This is a genomic window from Frankia sp. Allo2, assembly GCF_000733325.1.
GTDB classification, from domain to species: domain Bacteria; phylum Actinomycetota; class Actinomycetes; order Frankiales; family Frankiaceae; genus Frankia; species Frankia casuarinae.
This window is the reverse complement of record NZ_JPHT01000047.1, coordinates 1-24,962: the sequence shown is the minus strand read 5'-3', so window position 1 is coordinate 24,962 and position 24,962 is coordinate 1. Positions and strand designations below refer to the sequence as shown.

The 24,962-nt window shown below is 68.5% G+C and carries 28 protein-coding genes and 4 pseudogenes; 16 read left to right on the top strand and 16 right to left on the bottom strand.

Annotation, left to right across the window (positions count from 1 at the left end; all coding sequences use genetic code 11):
• A pseudogene (locus ALLO2_RS20645) lies at nt 1-173 on the bottom strand (IS6 family transposase); the annotation flags it as partial.
• Between the two features lie 271 nt (nt 174-444).
• Here ALLO2_RS20645 and ALLO2_RS20640 point away from each other — a divergent pair.
• From ALLO2_RS20640 to ALLO2_RS20625, 5 genes and pseudogenes are all read left to right on the top strand, one after another.
• Nucleotides 445-672 (top strand): DUF433 domain-containing protein, encoded by a 228-nt coding sequence (locus ALLO2_RS20640; protein WP_023842258.1) that lies wholly within the window; start codon nt 445-447, stop codon nt 670-672.
• The gene (locus tag ALLO2_RS20635; protein ID WP_011438451.1) at nt 669-1,037 is read left to right on the top strand and encodes a DUF5615 family PIN-like protein; all 369 of its coding nucleotides are present in this window, start codon (nt 669-671) and stop codon (nt 1,035-1,037) included. Before ALLO2_RS20640 ends, ALLO2_RS20635 begins: the two co-directional genes overlap by 4 nt.
• Before the next feature lie 111 nt (nt 1,038-1,148).
• Nucleotides 1,149-1,340: pseudogene (locus ALLO2_RS27540) on the top strand (IS6 family transposase); the annotation flags it as partial.
• Between the two features lie 22 nt (nt 1,341-1,362).
• Nucleotides 1,363-1,590: a hypothetical protein gene (locus tag ALLO2_RS20630; protein WP_023842259.1), complete on the top strand. Its 228-nt coding sequence runs from the start codon at nt 1,363-1,365 to the stop codon at nt 1,588-1,590.
• A gap of 4 nt (nt 1,591-1,594) precedes the next feature.
• On the top strand, nt 1,595-2,866 hold the full coding sequence (locus ALLO2_RS20625; protein ID WP_232235229.1) for a recombinase family protein: 1,272 nt from the start codon (nt 1,595-1,597) through the stop codon (nt 2,864-2,866).
• Here ALLO2_RS20625 and ALLO2_RS20620 read toward each other — a convergent pair.
• The 5 genes and pseudogenes from ALLO2_RS20620 to ALLO2_RS28415 all read right to left on the bottom strand — a co-directional run.
• On the bottom strand, nt 2,863-3,240 hold the full coding sequence (locus tag ALLO2_RS20620) for a hypothetical protein (protein WP_035734263.1): 378 nt from the start codon (nt 3,238-3,240) through the stop codon (nt 2,863-2,865). The genes ALLO2_RS20625 and ALLO2_RS20620 overlap by 4 nt on opposite strands.
• Nucleotides 3,237-4,655 (bottom strand): replication initiator, encoded by a 1,419-nt coding sequence (locus ALLO2_RS20615; protein ID WP_232235228.1) that lies wholly within the window; start codon nt 4,653-4,655, stop codon nt 3,237-3,239. Before ALLO2_RS20615 ends, ALLO2_RS20620 begins: the two co-directional genes overlap by 4 nt.
• Before the next feature lie 588 nt (nt 4,656-5,243).
• Nucleotides 5,244-5,567 (bottom strand): 4a-hydroxytetrahydrobiopterin dehydratase, encoded by a 324-nt coding sequence (locus ALLO2_RS20610; RefSeq protein WP_011438456.1) that lies wholly within the window; start codon nt 5,565-5,567, stop codon nt 5,244-5,246.
• A gap of 15 nt (nt 5,568-5,582) precedes the next feature.
• Nucleotides 5,583-6,584, bottom strand: coding sequence for a transcriptional regulator (locus ALLO2_RS28420; RefSeq protein WP_369808192.1), 1,002 nt, complete (start codon nt 6,582-6,584; stop codon nt 5,583-5,585).
• Between the two features lie 201 nt (nt 6,585-6,785).
• A pseudogene (locus ALLO2_RS28415) lies at nt 6,786-6,830 on the bottom strand (hypothetical protein); the annotation flags it as partial.
• A gap of 726 nt (nt 6,831-7,556) precedes the next feature.
• Here ALLO2_RS28415 and ALLO2_RS20600 point away from each other — a divergent pair.
• From ALLO2_RS20600 to ALLO2_RS20590, 3 genes are read left to right on the top strand one after another with little or no spacing between them, the layout of a single operon-like run.
• Complete coding sequence (locus ALLO2_RS20600) at nt 7,557-7,922, top strand: hypothetical protein (RefSeq protein WP_035734259.1); 366 nt, start codon at nt 7,557-7,559, stop codon at nt 7,920-7,922.
• A 29-nt stretch (nt 7,923-7,951) separates the two neighbouring features.
• Entirely contained in the window at nt 7,952-9,136 is a 1,185-nt protein-coding gene (locus ALLO2_RS20595) for an adenosylhomocysteinase (protein ID WP_023841928.1), read from the top strand.
• A gap of 6 nt (nt 9,137-9,142) precedes the next feature.
• Entirely contained in the window at nt 9,143-9,706 is a 564-nt protein-coding gene (locus ALLO2_RS20590) for an NUDIX hydrolase (RefSeq protein WP_011438460.1), read from the top strand.
• A 1,151-nt stretch (nt 9,707-10,857) separates the two neighbouring features.
• Here ALLO2_RS20590 and ALLO2_RS20580 read toward each other — a convergent pair.
• On the bottom strand, nt 10,858-11,124 hold the full coding sequence (locus ALLO2_RS20580; RefSeq protein ID WP_011438461.1) for a hypothetical protein: 267 nt from the start codon (nt 11,122-11,124) through the stop codon (nt 10,858-10,860).
• A 580-nt stretch (nt 11,125-11,704) separates the two neighbouring features.
• Between ALLO2_RS20580 and ALLO2_RS20570 the strand changes: the two are divergent.
• Nucleotides 11,705-12,232: pseudogene (locus ALLO2_RS20570) on the top strand (IS6 family transposase); the annotation flags it as partial.
• An 88-nt stretch (nt 12,233-12,320) separates the two neighbouring features.
• Here ALLO2_RS20570 and ALLO2_RS20565 read toward each other — a convergent pair.
• The 7 genes from ALLO2_RS20565 to ALLO2_RS20535 all read right to left on the bottom strand — a co-directional run bounded on the left by ALLO2_RS20565 (nt 12,321) and on the right by ALLO2_RS20535 (nt 19,020).
• A complete protein-coding gene (locus tag ALLO2_RS20565; protein WP_023841930.1) occupies nt 12,321-13,253 on the bottom strand; it encodes an MBL fold metallo-hydrolase in 933 nt (310 codons plus the stop codon).
• Nucleotides 13,250-14,209, bottom strand: a complete 960-nt coding sequence (locus ALLO2_RS20560) for an aromatase/cyclase (protein ID WP_035734256.1) — start codon at nt 14,207-14,209, stop codon at nt 13,250-13,252. The genes ALLO2_RS20565 and ALLO2_RS20560 overlap by 4 nt, the downstream gene beginning before the upstream one ends.
• 14 nt (nt 14,210-14,223) lie before the next feature.
• Nucleotides 14,224-14,487: an acyl carrier protein gene (locus ALLO2_RS20555; protein WP_011438466.1), complete on the bottom strand. Its 264-nt coding sequence runs from the start codon at nt 14,485-14,487 to the stop codon at nt 14,224-14,226.
• A gap of 75 nt (nt 14,488-14,562) precedes the next feature.
• A complete protein-coding gene (locus ALLO2_RS20550) occupies nt 14,563-15,765 on the bottom strand; it encodes a ketosynthase chain-length factor (RefSeq protein ID WP_011438467.1) in 1,203 nt (400 codons plus the stop codon).
• Nucleotides 15,762-17,036, bottom strand: a complete 1,275-nt coding sequence (locus tag ALLO2_RS20545; protein WP_011438468.1) for a beta-ketoacyl synthase — start codon at nt 17,034-17,036, stop codon at nt 15,762-15,764. Before ALLO2_RS20545 ends, ALLO2_RS20550 begins: the two co-directional genes overlap by 4 nt.
• A 23-nt stretch (nt 17,037-17,059) precedes the next feature.
• The gene (locus ALLO2_RS20540) at nt 17,060-18,205 is read right to left on the bottom strand and encodes an acyl-CoA dehydrogenase family protein (protein WP_035734254.1); all 1,146 of its coding nucleotides are present in this window, start codon (nt 18,203-18,205) and stop codon (nt 17,060-17,062) included.
• Nucleotides 18,206-18,234: 29 nt separating this feature from the next.
• Nucleotides 18,235-19,020, bottom strand: a complete 786-nt coding sequence (locus ALLO2_RS20535; RefSeq protein WP_023841932.1) for an SDR family NAD(P)-dependent oxidoreductase — start codon at nt 19,018-19,020, stop codon at nt 18,235-18,237.
• Between the two features lie 192 nt (nt 19,021-19,212).
• On the opposite strand from ALLO2_RS20535, the gene ALLO2_RS20530 reads away from it, so the two are divergent.
• From ALLO2_RS20530 to ALLO2_RS20520, 3 genes are all read left to right on the top strand, one after another.
• Complete coding sequence (locus ALLO2_RS20530) at nt 19,213-19,662, top strand: nuclear transport factor 2 family protein (protein ID WP_011438471.1); 450 nt, start codon at nt 19,213-19,215, stop codon at nt 19,660-19,662.
• A 68-nt stretch (nt 19,663-19,730) separates the two neighbouring features.
• The gene (locus tag ALLO2_RS20525; protein WP_011438472.1) at nt 19,731-20,645 is read left to right on the top strand and encodes an NADP-dependent oxidoreductase; all 915 of its coding nucleotides are present in this window, start codon (nt 19,731-19,733) and stop codon (nt 20,643-20,645) included.
• The gene (locus ALLO2_RS20520; protein WP_035734252.1) at nt 20,642-21,289 is read left to right on the top strand and encodes a DsbA family oxidoreductase; all 648 of its coding nucleotides are present in this window, start codon (nt 20,642-20,644) and stop codon (nt 21,287-21,289) included. The genes ALLO2_RS20525 and ALLO2_RS20520 overlap by 4 nt, the downstream gene beginning before the upstream one ends.
• An 81-nt stretch (nt 21,290-21,370) precedes the next feature.
• On the opposite strand, the gene ALLO2_RS20515 is transcribed toward ALLO2_RS20520, so the two are convergent.
• Complete coding sequence (locus ALLO2_RS20515; RefSeq protein WP_023841934.1) at nt 21,371-22,009, bottom strand: DUF6365 family protein; 639 nt, start codon at nt 22,007-22,009, stop codon at nt 21,371-21,373.
• 88 nt (nt 22,010-22,097) lie between these two features.
• On the opposite strand from ALLO2_RS20515, the gene ALLO2_RS20510 reads away from it, so the two are divergent.
• From ALLO2_RS20510 to ALLO2_RS20500, 3 genes are all read left to right on the top strand, one after another.
• Nucleotides 22,098-22,775: an IS6 family transposase gene (locus tag ALLO2_RS20510; protein ID WP_035734250.1), complete on the top strand. Its 678-nt coding sequence runs from the start codon at nt 22,098-22,100 to the stop codon at nt 22,773-22,775.
• Nucleotides 22,776-22,908: 133 nt separating this feature from the next.
• On the top strand, nt 22,909-23,157 hold the full coding sequence (locus ALLO2_RS20505; protein ID WP_011438475.1) for a type II toxin-antitoxin system Phd/YefM family antitoxin: 249 nt from the start codon (nt 22,909-22,911) through the stop codon (nt 23,155-23,157).
• The gene (locus ALLO2_RS20500) at nt 23,154-23,537 is read left to right on the top strand and encodes a type II toxin-antitoxin system VapC family toxin (protein ID WP_035734249.1); all 384 of its coding nucleotides are present in this window, start codon (nt 23,154-23,156) and stop codon (nt 23,535-23,537) included. The genes ALLO2_RS20505 and ALLO2_RS20500 overlap by 4 nt, the downstream gene beginning before the upstream one ends.
• Nucleotides 23,538-23,595: 58 nt before the next feature.
• Here the strand turns inward: ALLO2_RS20500 and ALLO2_RS20495 are convergent, their stop codons facing one another.
• Nucleotides 23,596-24,273, bottom strand: coding sequence for an IS6 family transposase (locus ALLO2_RS20495; RefSeq protein ID WP_035734247.1), 678 nt, complete (start codon nt 24,271-24,273; stop codon nt 23,596-23,598).
• An 80-nt stretch (nt 24,274-24,353) separates the two neighbouring features.
• Between ALLO2_RS20495 and ALLO2_RS20490 the strand changes: the two genes are divergently transcribed.
• Nucleotides 24,354-24,881, top strand: a complete 528-nt coding sequence (locus ALLO2_RS20490) for a cytochrome P450 (RefSeq protein WP_011438478.1) — start codon at nt 24,354-24,356, stop codon at nt 24,879-24,881.
• The last annotated feature ends 81 nt before the right edge of the window (nt 24,882-24,962 follow it).

The following is a 24,962-nucleotide window of genomic DNA, read 5'->3' as shown; positions in this document are numbered from 1 at the left end:
ACCGTGACGTGATCGACCTCGGGGCCGCGTTCGGCGAGGAGTTCCTCGACGTCACGGTAGGACAGGGCGTACCGCAGGTACCAGCGGACTGCCAGGATGATCACCTCGGGTGGGAACCGGAACCCGGCGAACTCCGACATCGGGACCGGTGGACAGGCACGACGTCGACGCATCACTCGATCATGACCGGTCGGGAGCTGCGGGACANCGGACTCTGCTGATGCGACAGAGCCGTCCCGGCTGCGTCGGGTGCCCTGGAGTTCGGACTGCGTGAGAAGCCGGATGCGGAGANCACTGATCGGGTATCCTGACGGCGGTTCCGGCGACTTTCCTCGGCCGATGTGTCTGGCCACATGCTGCGGGAGGCGCGGTGCCCAACCCTGGGGGGAGCCTCCGCCGGACGCAACAGCGTCCCTGTTGAGGGTCCGCCGTAGACTCGTGGTTATGACCACCGCCAGCCGCATCACGGCTGACCCGGCCATCATGGCGGGCGCGCCGGCGATTCGCGGTACCCGGGTTACTGTGTCCGCGGTGCTGGGCCAGCTTGCGGCTGGCTCGACGGTCGAGGAACTGCTCGCCGACTACCCGTCGCTCACCCGCGACGACGTGCTCGCAGCTCTCGCGTTCGCCGCGGAGACGATGCCGCAAGAGCGCCCGTTCATCGCCGCATGAGGTTTCTCGTCGACGAGAACCTCTCGCCGCGGGTCGCCGAACTGCTGTGCGACAAAGGCATCGACACGACACACGTCCTCGATCACGGGCTCGGTGGTTCCCCTGACACCGAGGTCAGCACGTTCGCCGTCACCGAGAGACGTTCGATCATCTCCGCCGACAGCGACTTCACTACTTTGCTCGCGCTCAGCCGCGGCACCGCTCCCTCGCTCGTCCTGCTCCGCTCCGGCGACCAGCTCAAGCCCGACGCGCAAGCCGCCCTGTTGCTGGCAAACCTGCCCGCGCTGGAAGACGATCTCGAACAGGGCGTGGTCGTTTCGCTCAGCACCACCCACGTGCGGGTCCGTCGACTCCCGCTCCGCTGAGCACTGCTGCGCCCGATCCGGCCCGTAGTCTGCCTGCAGATCCCGCACCAGGGGTCTGTTGCATCGGCGGAGTCCGCTGTCCCGCGGCCGCCGATCGGTCATGATCGAGTGATGCGTCGACGTCGTGCCTGTCCACCGGTCCCGACATCGGAGTTCGCCGGGTTCCGGTTCCCACCCGAGGTGATCATCCTGGCAGTCCGCTGGTACCTGCGGTACGCCCTGTCCTACCGGGATGTCGAGGAGCTCCTCGCCGAACGCGGCCTCGACGTTGACCACGTCACCGTCTACCGGTGGGTGCAACGATCGCACGAACTACACTTTTTGTATGGCAAAGTTGAACGGTTTGCGACTTGGTCTGTACACCCGGTACTCGGAACTGGTCGGTGGGGATGACGCGCTAGAACGCCAGGACGAAGACGGGTACGAGTTCGCCGAGGAGAACGGCGCGACGATCGAGAAGGTCTACCAGGAGAAGAAGTCCGCCTGGAAGAAGAAGACGATCGTGTTGGAAGACGGCACGATGATCTCGTGTGATCCGCCCGGACTACGCTGAATTGTTGGCCGATCTGCGGTCCGGGTTCCTGGACGGGGCGATCGTGTGGGACCTGGACCGTCTCACCCGNGACCTACGCGANCTGGAAGACGCNATCGAAGTCGTNGAGCTNTACGGCCGCCCGATCGTCGGGCCCGGNGTCGATCTGACCACCGAGTACGGGAAGGCGAACGCCCGCGCGCAGGCGGTCGCGGCGAACAAGGCCAGCGCGGACNCCTCCCGCCGGGTCCGCCGGTCCCACAAGCAGCGCGCCGAACGAGGAGTGCCGGTGGGGGGCAGCCGTCCGTTCGGCTGGAAGGACGACAAACGCACGTTGGATCTCACCGAGGCCGCGATCCTGCGGGAAGGGGCCCGCAGAATCCTGGCCGGGGTGCCGGTCATTGACCTGGTGAACGAGTGGAACGCCGCCGGTGTCCGCGGGACCCGGGGGAAGAAGTGGACCAAGAGCAGCGTGTTGAAGGTCTACCGCAACCCCCGGATCTGCGGCCTACGCGGCCGGGGGGTCGAGGAACCCAACGTCAACGGCCATGTTGCGAAGTACATGCAGGTCGTCACCCGCAAGGAACGCACCCCGGACGGGCGGACCATCGAAGTCCCGGTGAAGGGCCAGTGGAAAGCGATCATCGGTGTACGCCGGTGGGAACAGGTGATCGCCAAGATCGGGGGCCGGACCTATGCCCAGCAGGGGCATAACTCCCGCCGCTACCTGCTCAGCGGCGTGGTGGCGTGCGGCCGGTGTGGCCGGTCGATGTTCGGGTCACCGCCGTACCGGGAACGCAAGCACGCGATCTACCGGTGCCCCGCGCCGACGCAGGGAGGGTGCGGGAAGGTCTCCCGCCACGGCCCCCACACCGATGATCATATTCTGGCGGCGCTGTTCAACAAGATCGAGTTGGAGACCGCGAGCGCCGTGGTGGAGGTTGCCCCGTGGGAGGGGGAAGCCGCGCTGGCCGAGGTGCAGGAGAGCATCACCGCGACCCGGGCCGCGTGGACGTCGGTGCCCCGGCGGATCTCCCCGAAGGACTACTTCCCGACCATGGAAGAGCTCAGGGAGCAGGAAGAAGCCCTTCTCAAGGGACGGAACGATCATTTGGTGGCCACGGCGAACGCGCACGCCCGCCCCGCCGATGTCCGCGCCGAGTGGGACACCTACTCGCTTGCCCGCCAACGCGCGATCATCAAAGAGCATCTGATCGCCGTGGTCGTTCACCCCGCCGGCAGGGGCCGCAGGTTCGACCCCGACCTGTTGGACCCGGTCTGGCGNGAAGAGACCTAACCGCCGGGATCGTCGGCCAGGACCAGCCCGAGCAGCGCCGCGACCCGGCGCCGTTTCTCCCGCGACCACACCGGAGCCGCCAACGCCTGACGCCNCCCCCATNCCNCCGCCGCATCGGANAACNCCCGCCGAGACCGCGCCGAACCCGGCACCGGTACCGGTCGGGTGCCGGCCCGCCCACCCACCCGCACCGTGGTCACGTTCCGCGGCGCACCCCCGGTAGCCATCGGGGCAGAAACAGTCGAGGAGCTACCGGAACCTTCGGTGCTCGCCTGCTGGCCAGCCACGGCAGAGGCCGCCTCATCGGCGCCGGTGTCGGCATCGTCGGGGGTGTCGTCGAACAGCGAGAGCTGAACAGAAGCTTCGCTGCTCATAGCCCGGCCAGCCACACGTCGGAACCCGATCCAGCCGCCGGCACCGACATCCCGTCAGGTGGATCATCACCGTGATCCCCGGCATATAGACCACGCCCCGCGTAGGTCCATGCCCCGAGGGCCAACGTGTCGGGATCGCCGTCCGGACGGCCGAACGCATCCACCGGCACCCGGCCCGACATCGCCGCACCGATCGTGCGCGACCAGACTCGCCGCACCGTCCGCAGCGCACCAAACGTGGTCGAGTACCGCCGCGACTTTGACAGCCAGTGACCACCAAAGCCCATTTGGTGAGACCAGCGGACCAGTCGCGGGACATCGCCGGAGTCCCGGCCGAGTGCCGCATCCAACGCCGCCGTGAACGTGGCGTCGTGGCCGAGCCGCCAGCAGGTCTCCACCAACCGGCGCACATGCGGAACCAGGACCAGCCGGCCGAGTGCGGCCAGCGACCGCACCGGATGATCCAACGCCCCACCGGCCGCCGCAGACTTCGTGATGTACTTCGCCAGGTAGTTACTGACCCGCCCGACGTCGGTGGGCCCATCCAGCGCGATACGCCGGATATCGACCTGCACACCCCAGCGCACCGCCCACCCATCCCCGGCACCAGCGCCGGCGTCGAGGGTGGCCGCGTCCGGATCGGGAGCAGGCACCGAAACCGACCCGACCACGCCCCGCAGAGCGTCCGCGACCAGCTCACCAGCCGCCCACGCCGGAGGAGCCGAGCCGGGACCGTCCGGACCGTCCACCCGGACCACCACATGCAGATGCACGACCCCGCGTTGTTGCATTTCCGCGACCTTGACGAAGCTCAACCGCGCCGCACGGCGCAGCCCCGCCACCGTCAGNCCGGCCGCCGCCGCCACCGCCGATTCCGTCGCGTCCCGCGTGGCCTTCCACAACCGGGGAACAAGCGCGTTCCAGACCACCGACCGGCCGTAGCCGTAGCAGTCCGGGCAGATCGGGGAACCGAGCCGGGAATCATCCTCGCGGTGCCGCTCATGACAACCCGCCGGTTTCCCGTGCGGGCACAGTCCCCGCCGGGGGTGACATGCCTGCACTGGACCGNTTTTCCCGCCGTACTGGCGGCGGGAATGCACCGGCCCGAACGACGGCGCGGTCAGGGTGACGAACCACGCCGGATGCCCGGTCACCGTCTCCGGCACGCCCTTGCCGCCCGCGAGCCCAGCCAGGACCAGCCGCCAGGCGTCCCGCTTGTAGACCGCCGAGCACGCCGGGCACGCCGACTCACGCCGGTTGTTGCACCGCACATGCAACACGCCGCCCGGCTCACCCGCCGAGGTGAACGCGCGGCGGACCTCACCGGTACCAACATCCACATGATCGACATGGCCGGAGAGGCGGATCGGCCGGGAACAGCCACCCGCGACCGGCCGGTTTTCGGGCAAGCTCACGCCCACGTCCACGGAAATTCACCGCGTCCTTTCACCGCACAGGCGCAGCCCGACCCGGACGAACCCACAGGCCGGCCGCAGCGCCACACGGAAACGAGAACGAGACAGAAAAAGACCGGAAGATCAACAGCGGCGGACCTCAGCCGCCAGCCGGAGCTACCCGGTCAACCCGTGAACGAGAGAGAACCTGATCACCGACAGGACACGCCACATGCGGCACATCTGCACCCCAGACGGAACGTCAACACGACTGGACGCGAACCACGAGGACACGTGGCCCACGGTGCAGCAGCCCGAGCCCGGTCCTGCCGCTCCCAGGCGGCTCAACGTGGACAGCTCGTCTATGTGGCGTACTGCCTTACATGGCGCAGGGACCGGAGCCCCTCGAATGCCTACATCTACTATACCTATGTCCGTACGAAGATTCTACCTTTTTGAATGAATCGGCGAGCCGTCGAACCTATCCCGGAGGATCAAGATCTGTCCCTACGGCCCCGGCGACCGATCAGGCAGACGCCCAGGCCAACGGGTGCTGTAGGGGAGCCCAGCGGGCCGGAGAGTCTCGGCCCGCTGGGTCNGCCTCTTCGGCTATCCCGCCGCTTCCGCCTGGACGTAGCGGGCCAGCACGGCTTCGATGCGGTCGACTAGCCGGAAGTCCAGGTCGGTGATCCGCTGTCCGGCGCTGTAGGTGGTGAGACTGAACGTCAGTTCTCCCCAGTGCAGTTCGACGTCCGGGTGGTGCTCCAGTTCCTTCGCGGCCTCGGCCACCGTGCCCAGAGCCTCGATCGCGGCGTAGTACTCCACGGGGAACGTCTTGTGGATCTCCTCGCGGTCGGTGGCCTTCACCCATCCGTCCAGCGCGGCCAGACGTCGAGTGACTTCCTCGGCCGGTAGCGGGTCGCGTAGTCCCATGCCCGTTGTTCCTTCCTACAGCGTCGCCAGTTGAGCTTTGACCTGTCGTCCGGTCTCATGGTCATGCCACGGCGTGAGGTGGTGCCAAACTCCGTGGAGCTCCTGCCGTAGCCGCGCCGAACTGGTCTCCCGGGCGACGGTGACCGCGTGCGTCACGGCGTCGGCGGCGGCCTCCGGGTTCCCGGCCTGAGCATGCGAGGTGGCTTGCCGTGCCTGGTACACGCCCTTGTCCCGGCGGGCCGTGGCGGGCAGGGCGGAGATGACCTGCTCCCACAGTGGCAGGGCCTCGCGGCCGAGGCCGAGACGGTTGTAGCAGGTGGCCCGCTGCACCTCGATGTAGCCGGGGGNGCGCCGGCAGGCGTTGAACCACGGGTAGTCGTCATCGACGCGGACCAGCAGGGCCGCGGCCTTGTCCAGGGCGTAGTCTGCGCCGCGCCGGTCGCCGATGAGGGCGTAGCCGTGGGCGGTCTGCTGCATCGCCTGTACCCGGACCTTTGCGCACAGGCCGTTCCCGTCCGTCAGGGCCGCGCTGGTCAGATCGAGGGTGCCGGGTCCATCCTGCTGGTCGGTACAGATCATCGCCTTGTTCGTCAGGGCGTGTCGGACGAGTTGGGTGTCTCCCACCCGGTGGGCGAGTTCGAGAGCCTGGTTCGCCCAGTGCGACGCGCTCACGAGGTCCCCGGCATCCTGGTAGAGCCAGGTCATCAGGCCCGCGTAGGCGACGCTCGTGCGCAACAGGGCGTGCCGTTCGGGGCCCCGGGCCACACGCAGGAACTGCCGGATGAGTTCCTGCTGCACCAGCACCGACGGAATCACGGTGTGCGGCCCCAACGCGGCCTCGGCCCGGTAGTAGCCGTCAAGCTGAGCCGCCAGATACTCGATGGCCTCAGGTGCAACCTGCTGATACGACGCCAAGGGCATGACCGCGCCCCCGACCAGGAACCCGGCACCGCTTCCCGCGAGAAACGTGCGCCGGTCGATGGCCACGATGACCACCTCCCCTACGTGTGCGATCACCCGGTACGGGTCAGCCGGCGGACCCGCGCTGTCTGTGAGCGGTNCCCNGAGGANGCNGGGAACCGCCGATGCGGTGGGAGAGCCAACCGGGGCAGGGGGTGCCTCGCTGGGGCGCGGCCGTGGGAGCTTGAACCACAGCAGGTCTTCCGGGATGCACAGGACCTCGGCCCACCGGATGAGCTTCGTAAGGTCGGTCACCGGCTCACCCGACTCGATGCGGCTCAACTGGGTCTGAGTGATGCCCATCCACCCGGCCACCATCTCCTGAGACAGGAGAACAGTGTGATGAGGGTGGTTGCGGTAGGCCGCGATCACCCGGCCCATGTGCCGCTCATCAAGGGCGTCCCGAAGCTGATCGGAGGCGGTCCAGAACCCGGCCGGCACCTCCGGCGCAGCCGTGCCCCGTTCCCGAGCCCGGCGCTGGCAGGGCCNACACGATCCCCGGTCGTTGTCCCGGGCAAGGCGCGTGCCACACCGGCAGTAGCGAGAATCGTCTACCTGGTCACTCATCGCAGTGACGCCCCTTCGTGACCTCCCAGGCCCGGATCGTGCTTACGCAGTCTATCCAGCGCCGCGGGCCGCTCATACCTACGACGCATGGCGCCTATGCGTGCCACGTCTAGTGATCACGAATCGTTGATTTCACACTTGCCCCAGGCCCCGGGGCCGGGTCGAGGAAAGCCGTTCTTCAGATGACGGCGGTGGGCTCCTCGGCCTCGGGTGCCGCTCCAGGCGGAACGTCGAACGAGGGAGAAGACGGACAGTGGAAAGGATGAGTGGAGGCTGGCCGGGTATCCCGCAACTGTCGGGCGATCTTCCTTTAAGGATTCTGCGATTGCAGAGCGATGTTGCCGTCACCGCGATAGAAGAGCTGGAAAGCAAGCTCATCGACTACGAGAGCCGTGCCCCAGCCGACCCCCTTGAATACGCCGCGCTACTGGAACGAATCGAGAACATCACGGAGGAGGCTCAATGGATNAAGAACCAAATAATCAAGATCACGGATGGAGGGGGATCCAGCTCGGGGAGGTGATCGCCCGGCACATCCGGCCCTACGCCGTCCTGAACGGCTACGGTGTGCAGATCGCCACCTTCGCCACCTGGAACGACGCACACGTCTGGGCACACAAGAAAATACAGGACCCCGACGTCATTCTCCCCTTGGAGGTGGAGGACCGGACGCAGCGGATCACCCGGCGCATCACGCGAGAGACGTGTGAACTCATCGCCTGGACGATCTTCACGAAGGTCGGTGGCTGCGAGCCGATGAACGGGGAGGCCGGCCCATCGCCTCGCACCCTCGACGAAAATCAGCACTACAGCAACCCCCCTGTGTAATTCCCTCCTGATCTGGGAGTCGACCGAACGTGGACGAGATGGACGGCAGCCTGACCCTCGACCGGGCCGCGCCCGCGACGATCGTCGCCGAACCTTCGGCAAGGAGACGCATTGAGCAATACTTCCTGGCAGTCAACAACGCATTCCCATCGGTGCACGAAGTGGCGACCATCGTCATCACTCACATGCTGCCCGACCGGCCCTTCTTCCTGGACGCGGTGGCGCGAGGGAACGATCTTATATCGATTCTTCCCAAGCCGAAGTCCTGTGACCCGACGACGCGGGCCGCCATCAGCGGCCGGTACCACTGTGATGACCTGGACCGCGATCGCTTCACCCATCCTGCGAAAGTTCTCGCGTACATCGAAGAGCGGGCCGCAGGTCGAGACCTTGTCCTGTTGGATATCGGCGGTTACTTCGCGCCCGCGCTAACCTCCCTGTGTCGGCAGTTCAGCGGGCGAATCGTGGGAGTCGTCGAGGACACGGAGAACGGGTACCGTAAGTACCTTTCGTGTGGGAAACCACCCTGCCCGGTTTTCTCGGTAGCCCGCAGTCCGCTGAAGCAGCCGGAAGACTATCTGGTGGGTCAGTCCGTCGTGTTCTCCACCGAATCGCTTCTCCGAGAGCACGGGGATATCCTGCACGGCCGTGAGACCTGCGTCATCGGTTACGGCAAGATCGGTCGTAGCGTGGCGAACACCCTTCGAGCCAAATCGGTCCGCACCACCGTGTACGAGACAGACCCGGTGCGTGCGGTCGAGGCCATGTCGCATGGATTCGCGGTGAAATGGTCAAAGTCCGAGGCGCTGGGCCGCGCCGATGTCATCGTGTGCGCCACCGGCAACCGGGCGCTGGAGGGTGAAGACTTCACTTACCTGCGGCCCGGCTCCTACGTGGCGTCCGTGACATCGTCGGACGACGAACTGAACCTCGCCTCGCTCCGCGGAACCTACCGGGTCGACCGGCTCGGCCCACACCTCAGCCGCATGACCTCATGGAACCATCATTTCTATCTGCTCAACGATGGAAATGCGGTCAACTTCGTCCACGGCGCTGCGGTCGGCCCGTTCATCTTCCTTGTCCAAGGCGAGATCCTCGCGGCCCTCGCGCTGCTGTCGTCGGGACAGACCATGGAGCCGGGCCTACACGAGGTCGGCAACCGGGAGCGTGAAATCATCGCCCGGTCCTGGCTGCGATGCTTCAACGAGGAGTGAACCCCCATGCCCGTCACGAACGACGACATCGCCAAGACCATCCGTGCGCATCTCGACGCACACCCGGAGGACGCCGAGTCTCTGGCCCCTCTGCTGGAAGCGGCCCGAGGAAGCGACGCGCCCCTGGCCTCCAGGACGACCACACCCGGCCACGTGACCTGCGGAGTGGTCGCAGTCACCTCTGATCGCCAAGTCCTCCAGATCCGCCACCGCAGCCTGAACCGATGGCTCCTTCCCGGCGGGCACATCGAGCCGGACGACGCCTCGCTCCTGGACGCAGCCCTACGTGAGCTGGCCGAAGAGACAGGGATTCCCCGGGCCTGGGCGAACCCTGCCCTCGAACGGCCCGTGGACGTGGACGCACACGTGATCCCACCGAACCCCGCAAAGCGGGAGCCGGAGCACATCCACTACGATCTTCGCTTCCTCCTGGCCATCGATCCGCCAGCCGGCAACGCCAATGTGGCGCTGCAACTGGAGGAGGTCGCTGACTACCGCTGGGCCCCGTTGACCGAACTGCCCGGCCGTCTGAGCGACCGTACCCGAGCTAACCTCCTCGCTCGACCCTGAATTGATCATCCGGGACCGACTTCTTAGGAACACAGAGATCAAAACGGCGGCCACGACGTCCCCTGATGCAGAGGGCATGATCGCCATCGCTAATGTTCTGTACGGTTTCAAGGCCGCCCCTTCGGGGCGGCAACCCCAGTTGGCCAGCCAGAACGAGGCAGGAGCGCCGCACGCGCCGCGCCGAACAGGACCCCGTCCGCCCCGCCGCGCGCCCGGGGCGGGGCCCCGCCTCCCTCCGGTCGGCACCCCACCCCGGGCGCGTCGGACCGGCCGCCCGTTCGGCGCGTCGGAGCGTCGTTGCGTTCCTGTGCTGTGCCATGCGCCTTGAGAGGGACAGGCGAGATGCGTGTCGGGATGTGACGGGGCTCTGCCCCGAACCCCGGCCCTTTCTCCGGAGGAGGGAGACCGCCGGCGGTGCCGGAGGGCAGCGGCGCGGCACGTCCGCTGGTTCCCCCGCCGGACGGACACCACAGGCAACCCCAGAACCCTCCGACCGCGCAAGGGCACACGCCTTCCGGTGGGGTCGAGCGCCGTCGGTGCCCTTGCACGGCCGAAGGAACCTGGGGTAGGGCTACGCCTGCCCGCCCGACGGAGGACCAGCTCAAGCCCCCGGCATGTCGAGGGTCGACGACCACCCAACCGGAGCGCCGCAAGGCCGACGAGCGGCCCTGTGCCCGTCGGATCGCCTGCCCCCACGGGTGTATGGTCCTGAGACCGGCCGATAGACACCGGAACGATCACGCTTCCTATCCTTCCGTTTCGTCTCGATTAGGATGGATGAAACGGAACGATACGTTATGTGTCCGGTGGGGTTCGTGTCCGTGGCCGCCGCCGAGCGCAGCCGTTCCGGTGCTCTTGGCCGCCGAGTCAGCCCCGCCGCCCAGTGGGAGCAGGCACGCCGCACAGCGCAGCCCTCAAGAACGCCGAAGTGCTCTCAGAGCGCCGCAGCTACACCCGCACCGGCCGACGGTCGCGGACCATGTCCGCCAACGCCACGACGCTTCGAGGATCGAGCCGAACCAGCTCACCACGCAGCCGCACGCCAGTCGGACCCACCGGAGCAGCCAACAGCAGCACGTGAAGCGCCTCTTGGTAGGGAGTCCACGCCGCCGGACCCACCTGGACGCACGGCGGTACCCATCCGGCCGCCATCAGAGGCCGCCGAGCAGGGAACCAAGGTCCGGCAAGGTCCGGAACCGCAGGATCACCGCAGAATCGCCGGGACTCACCCGCCAATGATCGATAAAGAGAACCGGCGGAAGCGTCGCCGTAACGTCCACCAAGTCGCGCAGGCTCGCGCCCGGCGTCATCGCCAGGTCGTACAGACCGTGATCGTCATGCGGATTGATCGTGACGAACGGACGCCCTTCGTACGGGTTGCGCCAGCCACCCCGACCGGACGGCGGAATACTAGACACGGGTCNCCCCTGTTCNCCCAGGTTGTGATCAAGGTTCCGGTGGGTGGTGCAACACCCGCCGGAACCGCCAACATCACCAACTATAGGGCATGGCGTCCCATAGTTCCGAAGAACAGGTAGGTACGTGGCGGAAGACCCGTTGATCGGTTACCGCGAGATGGCGGAACGGGCCGGCATTAGACCGGGCACGCTGCGTAACTATCGCGCCAAAGGACTACTTCCTGAGCCAGACGACATCTCGGTACCCGACCGACCCAGGTGGAAGACGTCCACCTTCGATGCATGGATGGCCAGCCGCCCCGGAAGGGGTGCGCGTACGGACCTCCGGCCGCCGGACGCTGCCGACTAATCGATCATCCCGCGAAGCGGCGAGCGGCACGGCCACGTCGGTAGAGCTGGACTACTTGCGGTAGCAAGCAACCGAGTGTGGGCAGGTCAAGCGTTGCTGCGACTACTTGCGTACCTGATTCCGTGTGTTGGAAGTGACGGACATCACGGTGTAATTTCGGTTCCTAGACGACCCGCGCCGCTTCTGCCTCGTCCACCGCCGCGCAAAAAGTGAAGTTCGCCAACCTGTTGCGTGCAGCGCTTCACGCCCCTGCTCGTCGACGCGGCGAGGCCGTGCCGGCACCTGCCCGGGGACAGGTGGTTCGTCGACGAGACGTATGTCAAGGTCGCCGGCCGGTGGACGTACCTGTACAGGGCGGTTGACCAGCACGGGCAGGTCATCGACGTCCTCGCCAGCGCACGACGCGACCAGGCTGCGGCACGCCGGTTCTTCACCGCGGCGCTGTCTCACGGCCGCCGGCCGGTCGAGGTCACCACCGACAAGGCCGCCGTTTACCCGCGGATCCTCGACGAGCTGGTACCCGAGGCCTGTCACGTGGATGCCGCGCGGGAGAACAACCGGATCGAATCCGATCACAGCCGGTTGAAAGCCAGGCTCCGCCCGATGCGCGGACTGAAACGGCTGCGCTCTGTCCAGACGATCAGCGCAGGGCATGCCTTCGTCCAGAACATCCGCCGCGGCCACTACGAACTCGGGATCGACACCGACTCGCACGCACGGCTGACAGCCGCGTTCACCGAGCTCACCCTCGCGATCTGATCACCCGTTCGGCAGGGTCAACCATGCCCTGCCTTCCCCCAATGCAACAGACCCGCTGCGGTCGGTCGAGGACCTTCTGGCACGCCGGTCAGGCGTGGCACTCCGGGAGGTGCCCACCGTTGAATTCCACCATTTCCGCGAAGAGCGGCTCGACCGGCAGCGCGGCTGCCGGCGGTGCCCCCTGATGCTCGGCGATCGCGCGGTGCAGGTTGGGGACCAGCCGCTCCGGGTCCTTCCAGCCGGCGAATCGGCCTGCCGAGCATTGGCGGGCCGCCTGGATCGGTGTCAGCCCCTTACGCATCGCGTCTCCGGCGGCGTCCCGCAGCCACAGTAGGTACGCCTCCGTCTCGTCGAAGGCCTCGGGGCCGGCGATCGTTCCGTGCCCGCCGACCACGACTTGGGCACCCGTCTCGCGCATCCGGCGGACAGCGGTCAGCGACCCCGCGACCGTGCCCATCAACAGGAAGGGCGTACACCCCGGCAGCACCACGTCGCCGGTGAACAGCACCTTCTCGCCGGGGAGCCACACCACGGTGTCGTGCCCGGTGTGCGCGGGCCCCACGTTGAAAAGCTCGGCCCGGCAGCGGCCCAGGTGCAGCGTCAGTGCGTCGTGGTAGGTCACCGTCGGTAGCACCGGATCGACATTGCCCCAATTCACCTCCGGCCAGAGGCCGGTCAGTGCCAGCCCCGTCTCCGCCATCTCGGCCCGGGTGCCGTGCTGGGCGATGATCGTCGCCGTGTCGGCGAAAAGGTGATTGCCGAAGGTGTGGTCGCCATGGAAATGAGTGTTGACCAAGTACTTCNCCCCGCCACGACTGAGGCCGTCCACTGCGGTGCGCAGCAAGGTCGCGCGCCGCTCGGTGGCCGCGGTGTCGACGAGCAGGATGCCGTCGTCACCCACCACCACGCCAGCGTTGTTGAGACACCAGCCTCCGTCCGGCTGGACATAGGCGAACACGCCGTCCGCCACCTCCGTCATACGTGCCGCCACCGCGCTGGCGGCGGCGCGAGTCGCTGTCACCGGACTTCCCGCTCCTCGGTGGAGGATACGGGCGCCGCCGCGCCGGCCAGCGTCCGGCGGCTATTGGCCCCCAACGCGTCCCGGAGGTAGCGGCGTCCCTCGGCGAGAGAACTGCTCGGGCCGAGCACCGTGCGCAGCGCGTCCGGGTCCAACACGACGGTGTGTCTCGCCGTGACCGAGTCGGGCCCGTCCGGCACCCGATGGAAGATCCACACCCCGCTGTGCCCGAGAAGCGTCGAGGGTGGCCGGGTCTGCTTGTAGGCGATTCTGTCGTTCGCCAGGCACACCCGCACCGACCGGGCGGTGTGCGTCGACCCGTCATCGCCGCTGACCGTGTCCATCTCCAACTGTTGGATGCCCGGCATCTCCTCGGTGAGCACCACACGGCGAACGTGCGGGAGCTGATCCGGCCAGCGGTCCGCCCGGTCGATGAAGTCGTACGCCTCCTCGGCCGACCCGGTGAGCTCGACGGTGTCCTCGAAGGTGAAGACGACTTCCGCGACCGGATGACCGAGCTCCGCCACCCGGCGCAACGCCGCCAACTCTTCGACGCTGTTGCGTTCCAGGGCCGCACTGATCCACTGGACGGCAGCGGCGTCGTCGTCCACCGCGGTGAACTCGTGGTCCAGGATCACCTCGGTGCGGCCACCGGGCAAGGGCAGGACCTGCCAGCGTCCGCTCATCGCCGCCACCGGTGGCTGGCTCCGTTCCTGGCGGAAGCCGATCGTCCGCAGGTGCCGGTCGACCTCACGCCGCGACGTCCACGTCTTGACCTCGCCGCCGACCAGGGCCCAGAGCTGGNAGTGTTCCTCGCTCTCCGTACGCTCGAGGTAGCGCAAGAAGATGTTCGGACCGAAGATCGCCGGCCACCGTTCAGCCTCGGTGAGCAGTTCGAAGACCAGGTCCGCCGGGGCCGCCACCACTTCTCGATGCGATGTCCGGTGCTTCGTAGGCACAGTAGGCGCACCCTTCACGACGTCTGCCGCAGCCGCTCGGCGCTGTTGACGGCGGCGAGCACGGCCTCCGGCGTACGCAGCTCCATGACCTGCTCGTCCGGCAACACGATGCCGTAGCGGCGCTGGATCTCGGCGGCGAGCTCCAGCAGGGCGAGCGAGTCGTAGCCGAGTTCGGTGAACTCCTGGACGGCGAAGTCGCCGTCCAGGGTTCCGCTGTCGTCGGCGCCGGAGTTCTCGACCAGAATCTTTTTCAGGTCCTCGAGGGTTATCAGAGACATGTCTTTCCCTTCGTGAGAGTGCGCGCGCTTGACCTGATCGGTGACTGGCGTGTGCCGGTGTCCGCGAGGATCTGGTCAGGCACGGACGACGACGGCGGAATTGAAGCCCCACCGGCCACGGGCCAGCACCAGCGCGACGGTCATGTTCCGCTCGCGCGGGGCGTTCTGAACGAGATCGATCCGATGTCCAGCGGCGACCTGCGCGTCGTGTGGGGTCGGCGGGATCACGCCCTCGCGCAGGGCCAGACAGGCGGTGACGACGTCGAGGGGGCCGCCGCCCGAGAAGAGCCGCCCGGTCCCGGCCTTGGGGGCGGTAACGGGCACCCCGTAGGGGCCGAACAGCCCGGTCACCGCCTCGGCCTCCGCACGGTCGAGCTCGGCGGTGCCGGCGGCGTCGGCGAAGACGACCCCCACGTCGGCGGTCGTGACCCCGGCGTCCTCGAGGGCCAGTTCCGCGGTCCTGCGCAAGCCCGGCGGTCGGCCCGACCCCGGGGCGGGGTCGAAGGTCGCCGCATACCCGGCGATCTCGCCGTACCGGGAGCGGTCCCCGCGCCCGTCCAGGCTCTCGCCGCCCTCCAGGACGAGGATCGCACCGCCCTCACCCGGGACGTGCCCGGAGGCCGCCGCGGCGAACGGCAGATACGCCTGCCCCGGATCATCCGTGGTGCTCACCGTGCCGCTGGAGAGATGCGCGCCCCGGCCCCACGGGCCGAGTGCGGAGTCGACGCCGCCGGAGATCACCAGGGGCGTGCCCCGTCGGATCGCCCGGCGGGCGTAGCCGATGGCGTCCAGCCCGCCTGCCTGCTCGCCGACGAGCGCCGTGCCCGGTCCGCGCAGGCCGTGCCGAATGGACACCTGTCCCGTCGTCACGGCGTAGAACCAGGCGAACGACTCGTAGACGCTGACGTGCTGGGGTCCGTCGTGCCACAACTTGTCGAACTCGCGGTGGGTGAAGTCGAAGCCGCCGCAGGCATTCGACGTCATGACGCCCATGTCGTACTCGTCCCGATCGTCGGGGCGCACACCCGCGTCGTTGATTGCCCAGTCGGCCGCGGTGAGCGCCAGCCGGGTAGAGACGTCGGTCTGGGGCAGCAACCGGCCCGGAAGGTGCCGGGCGGCATCGAAGCCGGTGATCCGGCCGGCGAGCGCCCCGACATGCCGGTCGTCGAATCTCGAGATGCCGGAGCGCCCCGCTAGCGTCGCCGCCCAGTACTCCGCGATACCCAGCCCGGTCGGCGCGACCACGCCGACTCCGGTGACGAAGACCCGCTGCGTCATGCTGCCCGTCCTCCGGGCTGACGAAGCACCATTGCGCTCTGAAACCCGCCGAACCCGCTGCCGATCGTCAGCACCGTGTCGAGGGTGGCCTCCCGGGCCACGCGCGGCACGTAGTCTAGGTCGCATTGGGGGTCCGGCAGCCGTAGGTTCGCGGTCGGGGGGATGACGCTGTACCGCAAGGCGAGAGCGCAGGCGGCCACCTCGATGGACCCGATCGCGCCCAGGGAATGGCCCACCATCGACTTGATCGAGCTGATCGGCACCCGACGCGCGTGCTCACCGAGGCTGGCCTTGACCGCCGCTGTCTCGTGTAGATCGTTCTGTCTGGTACCCGAGCCGTGCGCGTTGACGTAGTCCACGTCCGACGGATCGAGCCGGGACTGGGCGAGCGCGGTGCGGATCGCCTCGGCCATCTCCCTGCCGTCCGGCTTCAGACCGGTCATGTGGAAGGCGTTCAACCGGGTGGCGTACCCGGTGACCTCAGCGTAGATCTCGGCGTTGCGACGCCGGGCGTGCTCGTACTCCTCGAGCACGAACATGGCGCAGCCCTCGGCGAGGACAAAGCCGTTGCGCGATCGGTCGAACGGGCGCGAGGCCGTCGCCGGTTCGTCGTTGTACGACGTGGTGGCTTTGATGGCGTCGAAGCACGCCAGCACGATGGGTGAGATCGGAGTGTCTGTCGCGCCCGCTGCCATCACATCCACTACGCCGTCCTCGATGAGGTGCAGCGCGTGGCCGATCGCGTCCAATCCGGAGGTGCACCCGTCGGAGACCATGGTGACCGGGCCCTCCGCGCCGACGGTCCAGGCCACCTCGGCCGCCATCACGCTGGGCACCATGTGATCGAACATGTGCGGCGTCAGGTGCCGGGTGTCCATCTCGCGGGTTCGGCCGCTGTCGAACAGCACGAGGTACTCGGCTTCCAGAGAGGTAGCCGCCGCGACAGCGCTGCCGAGGCTCACCCCGATCCGGTGGGGTTCCACCCGGTCCAGCTCCAGACCGCTGTCCTCGACCGCGTCGCGGGTGCAGACCACCGCGAACTGGGCCGCCCGGTCCATCCGGCGGATCTGCCGTGGGGTCAGCCCTTCGGCCTGGGCATCGAAGTCGACCTCACCGGCCACCTGGCTGCGGAACGGCCCCGCATCGAAGAAGGAAATCCGCCGGGTCGCGGTCCGGCCGGCCGTCAGAAGGTTCCAGAAGTTCTTGGCTCCTCCGCCACCGGGTGCGCGTACTCCGATCCCGGTGATCACCACGCGCCGGTTCGGTTTCATGAATTCCTTTCCCCGTGGAGTAGTCACCTGTCGTTCACCGCCTCCGCCGCATGGCGGGCGAAGCCACCCGCCCGCGCGGCGAACTGGAGACCGCTGTGGCCCGCCCCGCAGACGACGTCCCGCCAGAACCGTCCGAGATCCTCGCCGTCGGCCTGCCCTCGGCTANCCGAGCCACGCATCAGCCGGTCCACCGCAGCGGAGAGATACTCCGCGGCCAGCGCGCAGTCCCGACCGTTACGGGACTCCTCGTAGGGCGTCACCGCGCCCTCGTCGAGCACCTGCGCCACCCGTTCCAGGAGCAGGCCCGCCGTGTCGATCTCCCCGCCGGAACGGGCCAGCACCATGTCGTACGCCAGCCGGTCCACCGGGCCGGATATGGCCGGGCCGGGCCGCTGCAACTTCGGTCCGATCAGCGACCACCACCGGTGCAGGGCGCCGCGGGCCGCCCCGAGCAGTGGACCGGTGAGAGTAAGGCCGTTGGCCGCCTTCATCGGTACCTGATGGCAGGGCGCGTCCTCCCCGGGAGCTGGCCCGTCGGCGAGCACCCGCAGGGACACCGAGTGGGACGCCGGAACCCGCACGTCGTCAAGAACGAGCGTGTTGCTGCCGGTGGCACGCATGCCCACGTTGAACCACGTCGGTTCGATCCGGTACGCCGGCCGCGGCACCGCGAAGAACCGGTACTCGTCCCGGCCGTCACGGACCGCCCGGGCGCACACCAGGGCCCAGTCCGAGTGGTCGACGCCGCTCACGTACGGCCACTGCCCGTTGAGCCGCCACGAGTCGCCCCCCGCAGCCGCCTCTCCCCCGGGCATCAGCCCCGCGACGATCAAGGCGNCCGGGCCGCCGGCCCAGACGGCAGCGCGGCCCGCTTCCGGAAGATAGGCTGCCATCCGGGCGGCCGCGGCGATCAGTGACGCCACCCAGGCCGTCGAGGCGCAGGACGCGCCGATGGTGGCCACGGCGGGCAGCAGAGCACCGAAGGTGCCACTGTCCCCCCCGTACCGCGTGGGCACGAAGTGCCGGGCGAACCCCGCGGCGAGCACGGAGTCGATCGACGCACGCGGGAGTCGCCGGTCGGTCTCCGCCTCACGCACGTGCTTGGCGGCCGACACCGCCGCCACCTCCGCCGCCGCCTGCAGAGTGGAACCGGCCGTGGTCAGCTTCATGTCTGCCTCCGGTGGTACGGCACTGGACCTCAGTAGTTGCCGAGACCGCCGCAGACGTTGATTGCCTGGGCGGTCACGGCGGCAGCCTCGTCACTGACGAGGTACTCGACCATCGCGGCGACCTCGTCCGGCCGGACATAGCGGCCGATCGGGACACGCGCGGTCACCCGGTCGTGCGCCTCGGCCTCGGTGACGCCCCAGAGCTTGGCGTAGGTCCCACGGACGGTCTGTGCCATGGGCGTCTCGACGAAGCCGGGGCAGACCGCGTTCATGGTGACGCCGGTCTTGGCCAGTTCCAGGCCCCATGCCTTGGTCAGGCCCACCACACCGTGCTTCGCGGCCGAATATGGTGCGCCGTTCTGCACTCCCTGCTTGCCCCCTGTGGAGGCGATGTTGATGATTCGCCCGCCCGCCCGGCCGGCCAGGCCACCGGCGCGCAGCGCTTCCCGGGTGACGATGAAGACGCTGTTGAGGTTGGTGTTGATGACGTCAAGCCACAGCTCGTCGGCGATCTCCGCGGTGACGCCGCCGCCGCTGCGTCCGGCATTGTTGACCAGAATGTCCAGCGGCCCGAACCGGTCGACGACCGCGCAGATCAGATCGGTGACCTGCGTCCCGTCCGTGACGTCGCAGGCCCGGCCGTCCACGGCGAGGTTCTGTTCCTGTAGTGACTTCACCGTCGCGGCCACATTGTCAGCCGATCGCGCGCAGAGGTACACCCGGGCGCCGCGACGCGCGAGCCGGGTGGCAATCTCCAGTCCGATACCGCTGGTGGCACCGGTGACCAATGCCACCGGCTGGCTCTGCTGGCTCATGTTTCCTCCGATGACTCCGCCATGGTCGGCCGACCCCGACATTGCGGCAGCCCTCTCGAAACGCGGTCGAGCCGTCGTGGAGCACCGGATGGGCCGCCGGGCGGCCGTTTCGAGTGCCTCTCAACCCACTCGCATTAGTTTCGCCGCAGCCCGGACCGCGGCCCGGCCGCGGGTCATCAGGAGAGGAAGCCAATGTCCGCCACCGCGATCAGCACCGATGTCTACACGCAGGTCCAGCAGTTCTACGCCCGGCAGATGCACGCGCTCGATGCCTGCCGCTTCGACGAGTACGCGGCCACCTTCACCGAGGACGGCGAGTTCAGCCACACGCCGGGGCGGCCCGCGGCCCACACCCGGGACGGCATCGCACGCGAGCTGCGGGCTTTCCACGAGGAGCGTTTCGCCACCGAGCCGGTGCAGCGCCGCCACTGGTTCAACATGATCCACCTGATCGAGGCCCCGGACGGGAGCCTGCGGTCCACCTTCTACGTGCTCGTGGTGACCAGCCGTCCCGGTGAGCGCCAGCCCGAGATCGCGCCCAGTTGCGTTGTCCACGACGTGCTGATCCGCGCGGACGGGGGGCTACTCAACCGGTCCCGGCGGGTCGAGCACGACTACCTGCTTGACCTCAAGCGCACTTGAGATTGCAGGCTGTTTCTGACGTCCCCGGCCCTGATGGGCCGGCGTCGGAACATCCGGAGAGGAGATCCATGCGGGCCGCGGCATTCTACACCTTCGGTGGTCCGGAGGTGCTACAGGTGGTCGAGGTTGCCACACCCGAAGCTGGGCCGGGAGAGGTTCGGGTCCGAGTCGAGGCGGCGGGCGTGCAAGCGTACGACTCGTCGGTACGGTCCGGCTGGACACCGCCGGGGCAGACCCTGCGGTTCCCGCAGATAGTCGGCAACGACTTCGCCGGTGTCGTCGACGAGATCGGCACCGGCGTCACAGACTTCCGGATCGGCGACGAGGTGCTCGGCTGGGCCATGCTCGCCAGCTGCGCCGAGTACGTCGTCGTCCCTCCAGAGCAGGTCGTCTCCAAGCCGTCCGGGATGACCTGGCCGCAGGCGGGCACCCTGTCGGCGTCGGCGCAGACCGCACACACCGCGCTGGACGAACTGAAGGTCAGCGTCGGCGACACTCTGCTGATCCACGGCGCCTCCGGCGGCGTCGGAACGGTCGCGGTGCAGCTGGCCCTGGCCGCGGGCGCGACGGTGATCGGAACGGCCGGCCCGGCGAACCAGGACTACCTGCGCTCGCTGGGGGCCACACCGACCACCTACGGCGACGGACTGGTCGACCGCGTGCGAGCCCTGGCACCCGGTGGTGTCGACGTCGCCCTGGACGCCGCGGGCGGCGCGGCCCTGGATGCCTGCCTCGAGGTGGTCGCCGACCGGAGCCGGATCGGCACCCTGGTGGATTTCGCCCGGGCGGACGAGCTCGGCGTACGATTCCTGCGCAGCCAGCGCTCGGGTCAGCGGCTACGGGCGATCACCGACCTGTACCGCGCCGGGCGACTGACGCTGACCGTGTCGGAGGTCTTCCCACTGGACCGGATCGCCGACGCGCACCGTCGGATCGACACCGGCCATGCCCGCGGCAAGACCGCCGTCCTGCTCCGGGGGTGAGCGGCGTGCTGATCGAGGTCTTCTACGACGTGCTGTGCCCCTGGTGCTACATCGGTAAGCACCGGCTGCGGCGGGNCCTGACGGNTTTTNCCNGCCGCGNCGAGGNTCGACTGCGGTGGCGCAGCTATCAGTTGTCACCGGACGAGGGGCGCATCCCTGGCCCGACCGCCGCCGAGGCGATGGCCACATGGACCGCACCGGACCAGCTGCCCGTGCGGCTGGCCCTGATCGAGCAGCTCGGCACGGACCTGGGCTTGGCTATCGACCTCGACAAAGCGCGTCCCGTCAACACTTTCGACGCGCATCGGCTGACCCATTTCGCGGCCGACCATGAGCGGGCCGATGCGCTCGTCGAGGCGCTGCTGCGGGCCTACCAGGCGGAGGGGCGGAACGTCGCCGACCACCTCGTCCTGCTGGAGTTGGCGCACGAGGTGGGCCTGCCCGAGGAGGAGACGGGCGCGGTGCTCGCCGGTGACCGCTACGCCGACGCCGTCATCGCCGATCAGCGCCGCGCCGCCGAGTTGCGGGTGAGCGGCGTGCCGACGCTCGTCGTCGACGGCGGCCGGCCGTTCTCGGGCATGCAGCCGCCGGAGATGGTCCGCGCCGAGTTGGACCGTGCCGCAGCGGCCTCCAGCGTCCGGTGACCGATCCACCGCCGGGCGGGGCATCGCCGATGGGCGATGCCCCGCCCTCGGGTGCCGCTTCCGGCGGTACTCCCGGACCGGTCAGAACGTGAGGCCGTGCACGCTCGCCACCTGGTGGAACGCCTCGATGGTAGCCGGCAACGCTGCCAGGGCACGGCGGTATCCGGCCCGCGCTTCGGCGAGCTCCGTACGAACCGACTCGTCGTACAACACGGCCTCCAAAGCCGTGCTGACGGACTCCTCGTCGAGGATTTCCTCGTGGACCATCGTAGCCGCGAACGGGTTGCCGCTCCACGTCGGCCGGACGAGATCGTTCCACCGCATCGGCCAGGTTTGGTACGACGGCAGGGGCCCGGGATAGGCGTCCAGCCACGAGCGTACGGCGGGGCTGGGCTCCCCGATCGCAGCGTGCAGACGTTCGACGCCGTTGTCGTCCGCCAAGTCGAAACCGTTGACGACGGCCACCCCGGGCACATCGGTCCACACCGCCCGTTCCAGGGCAAACGACGGCAGCGAGAGCGCCAGAACGGCGTCCGCGGCGCCGAGCAGGTCGAGGTACTCCCGCGCGCCGTAGCGGGGCCGCCGGTGCAGCCGGCCCTCCGGAAGGCGGCCGAAGGCTCCGAAGTCCGGGCCGGCGACGAGGAACTCGGTGGTGGCCGGCAGCCGGGTGAGGTAGTGCAGCACCAGTTCCGGGATACGCGCCGCCAGTTCCCGGGGCACTGTTGCATCGGCGGAGTCCGTTGTCCCACGGCCGCCGTCCGGTCATGATCGAGTGATGCGTCGGCGTCGTGCCTGTCCACCGGTCCCAGTGTCGGAGTTCGCCGGCTTCCGGTTCCCACCCGAGGTGATCGTCCTCGCCGTCCGCTGGTATCTGCGGTACGCGCTGTCCTACCGGGATGTCGAGGAGCTCCTCGCGGAACGCGGCCTCGAGGTTGATCACGTCACGGTGTACCGGTGGGTGCGGCGCTTCACGCCCCTGCTGGTCGACGCGGCCCGGCCGTGCCGGCACCGGCCCGGTGACAGGTGGTTCGTGGATGAAACCTACGTCAAGGTCTCCGGCCGGTGGACGTACGTGTACCGGGCTGTTGACCAGCACGGGCAGGTCATCGACGTCCTGGCCAGCACCCACCGCGACCAGGCCGCCGCCCGACGCTTCTTCGCCCGGGCGCTGANGCACGGGCGCCGCCCGGTCGAGGTCACTACGGACAAGGCCGCGGTCTACCCGCGGGTCCTCGACGAGCTACTCCCTGGGGCCTGTCATGTCGACGCCGCCCGGGAGAACAACCGGATCGAAACCGACCACGGCCGGTTGACAGCACGGATCCGGCCGATGCGCGGACTGAAACGCCTCCGCTCCGTCCAGACCGTCAGCGCCGGACACGCCTTGGTCCAGAACATCCGCCGCGGCCACTACGAACTCGGAATCGACAGCAGCCCGCACCTGAGGTTGGCAGCCGCGTTCACCGAACTCGCCGCAGCCCTCTGACCAGCAGACATCCGGCCCGTTGGCATACCCAGCTTCCCCATAATGCAACAGCGCCTGTAACAGTGCCGATGCCGCGCCGTACCGGAGCATCCGCGCACCGACACGCAGGTAGCACAAGTGCTACCCTCGGAGGGTGGACGAGATAGGGCTTCGAGAGGTCCGGCAGAACGCCAGCGACCTGGTGCGCCGCGCCCAGGCCGGTGAACGGCTCACCATCACCGTGGCCGGCCGGCCAGCAGCCGTCCTCGGCCCGGTGAGTCCGCGTACGTGGCGGCGCTGGGACGATCTGGCTGATCTCTTCGCGCAGCCGGAGGACACCGACTGGCCGCAGGACCGCACCCTCGTCGACAATTCCCTCACGGATCCCTGGGGGCGCCGATGACGCGCGGCGTCCTCGACACCAGTGTCCTGGTCGCCACAGACGTCACCCCCCTCCCCGGCGAGCTGGCCGTCAGCGTCATCAGCATCGCCGAACTCCAGTTCGGCATCCTCGTCGCCAGGACGCCCCAGGCCCGCGCGACCCGGCTCGCCCGCCTCAGCGCGATCCAACGACGGTTCGACCCGCNGCCCGTCGACGACGCCGTCGCCGACAGCTACGGACGTCTCGCCGCCCGTGTCGTCGAAGTCGGGCGCCAGCCACGCGCACGCACCATGGACCTGCTGATTGCGGCCACCGCCCACGCCCACGGAGCCAGCATCTACACCCGCAACGCCGCCGACCTCGCCGGCCTGGAAGACCTCCTGAGGATCGTCACGATCTAGGCTGGCGCTGTTGCATTATGGGGAAGCTGGGCATGCCAGCGGCCGGGACGACCGTCGGTCAGACAGCGGCGGCGAGTTCGGTGAACGCGGCTGCCAGCCGTATCTGCGGCCTGGTGTCGATCCCGAGTTCGTAGTGGCCGCGGCGGATGTTCTGGACCAGCGCGTGGCCGGCGCTGATCGTCTGGACGGACCGCAGTCGTTTCAGTCCGCGCATCGGTCGGAGCCGTGCTGTCAACCGGCCGTGGTCGGCTTCGATCCGGTTGTTCTCCCGGGCGGCGTCGATGTGGCAGGCCTCGGGTACCAGCTCGTCGAGGACCCGCGGGTAGACCGCGGCCTTGTCGGTGGTGACCTCGTCCGGGCGGCGCCCATACGTCAGCGCTCGAACGAAGANTCGCCGGGCGGTTGCCTGGTCGCGCCGTGTGCTGGCGAGGNCGTCGATGACCTGCCCGTATTGGTCGACCGCCCGGTACACGTAGGTCCAGCGGCCGGAGACCTTGACGTAGGTCTCGTCGACGAACCACCTTCCGCCAGGACGGTGCCGGCACGGCCGGGCCGCCTCCACCAGCAAGGGCGTGAAGCGCTGCACCCACCGATAGACCGTGACGTGGTCGACCTCGAGGCCGCGTTCAGCGAGCAGCTCCTCGACGTCCCGGTAGGACAGTACGTACCGCAGGTACCAGCGGACAGCGAGGACAATCACCTCAGGTGGGAACCGGAACCCCGCGAACTCCGACACCGGAACCGGTGGACAGGCACGACGTCGACGCATCACTCGATCATGACTGATCGACAGCCGCAGGACAGCGGACTCCGCCGATGCAACAGTGCCTCGGCGAGGCGATGCGTTCGCTGCACGACTGCGCGGTGGAGATGGTCCTCCGTGAGCGTGAGGAGCCGGGCAACGGCGCTCTGGGTGCCCTGACCGTGGTTCGGGACGAGGACGGCACAGGGTTCTCCGACGAGGAACTGGTGTCGACCGTCCTGCTGACCGCGATCGCCGGTTACGAGAGCACGGTCGTCCAGATCGGCAACGGGTTCCTGGCGATGTTCCGGCATCCGGAGCAGATGGAGCATCTGAAGCGGGGCAGGACGGACATCGCGGCGGCGGTCGAGGAGATCCTCCGTTATGCCCAGTCCAGCACTGGCTTCGCCGGCATGACGTACGCGATGGCCGACGTGGAACTGGGCTCGGTCACCGTCCCCGCGGGTGCCACGGTGTTCGTCTCGCTGGACTCCGCTGCCAGGGACGAGGCCCATGTCGACAGCCCGCAGCGGTTCGAGCTCTCCCGCGGTTCGGCCCGGCATCATGTGACGTTCGGCAGCGGACACCACTACAGAGCTTGAATGGTCAGGGTCTGGCTACGGCGGTTCCGGGTCGATGATCAGTTCGGTCTGGCCGAGGAAGCCGGCGATCAGGTCGGGCCG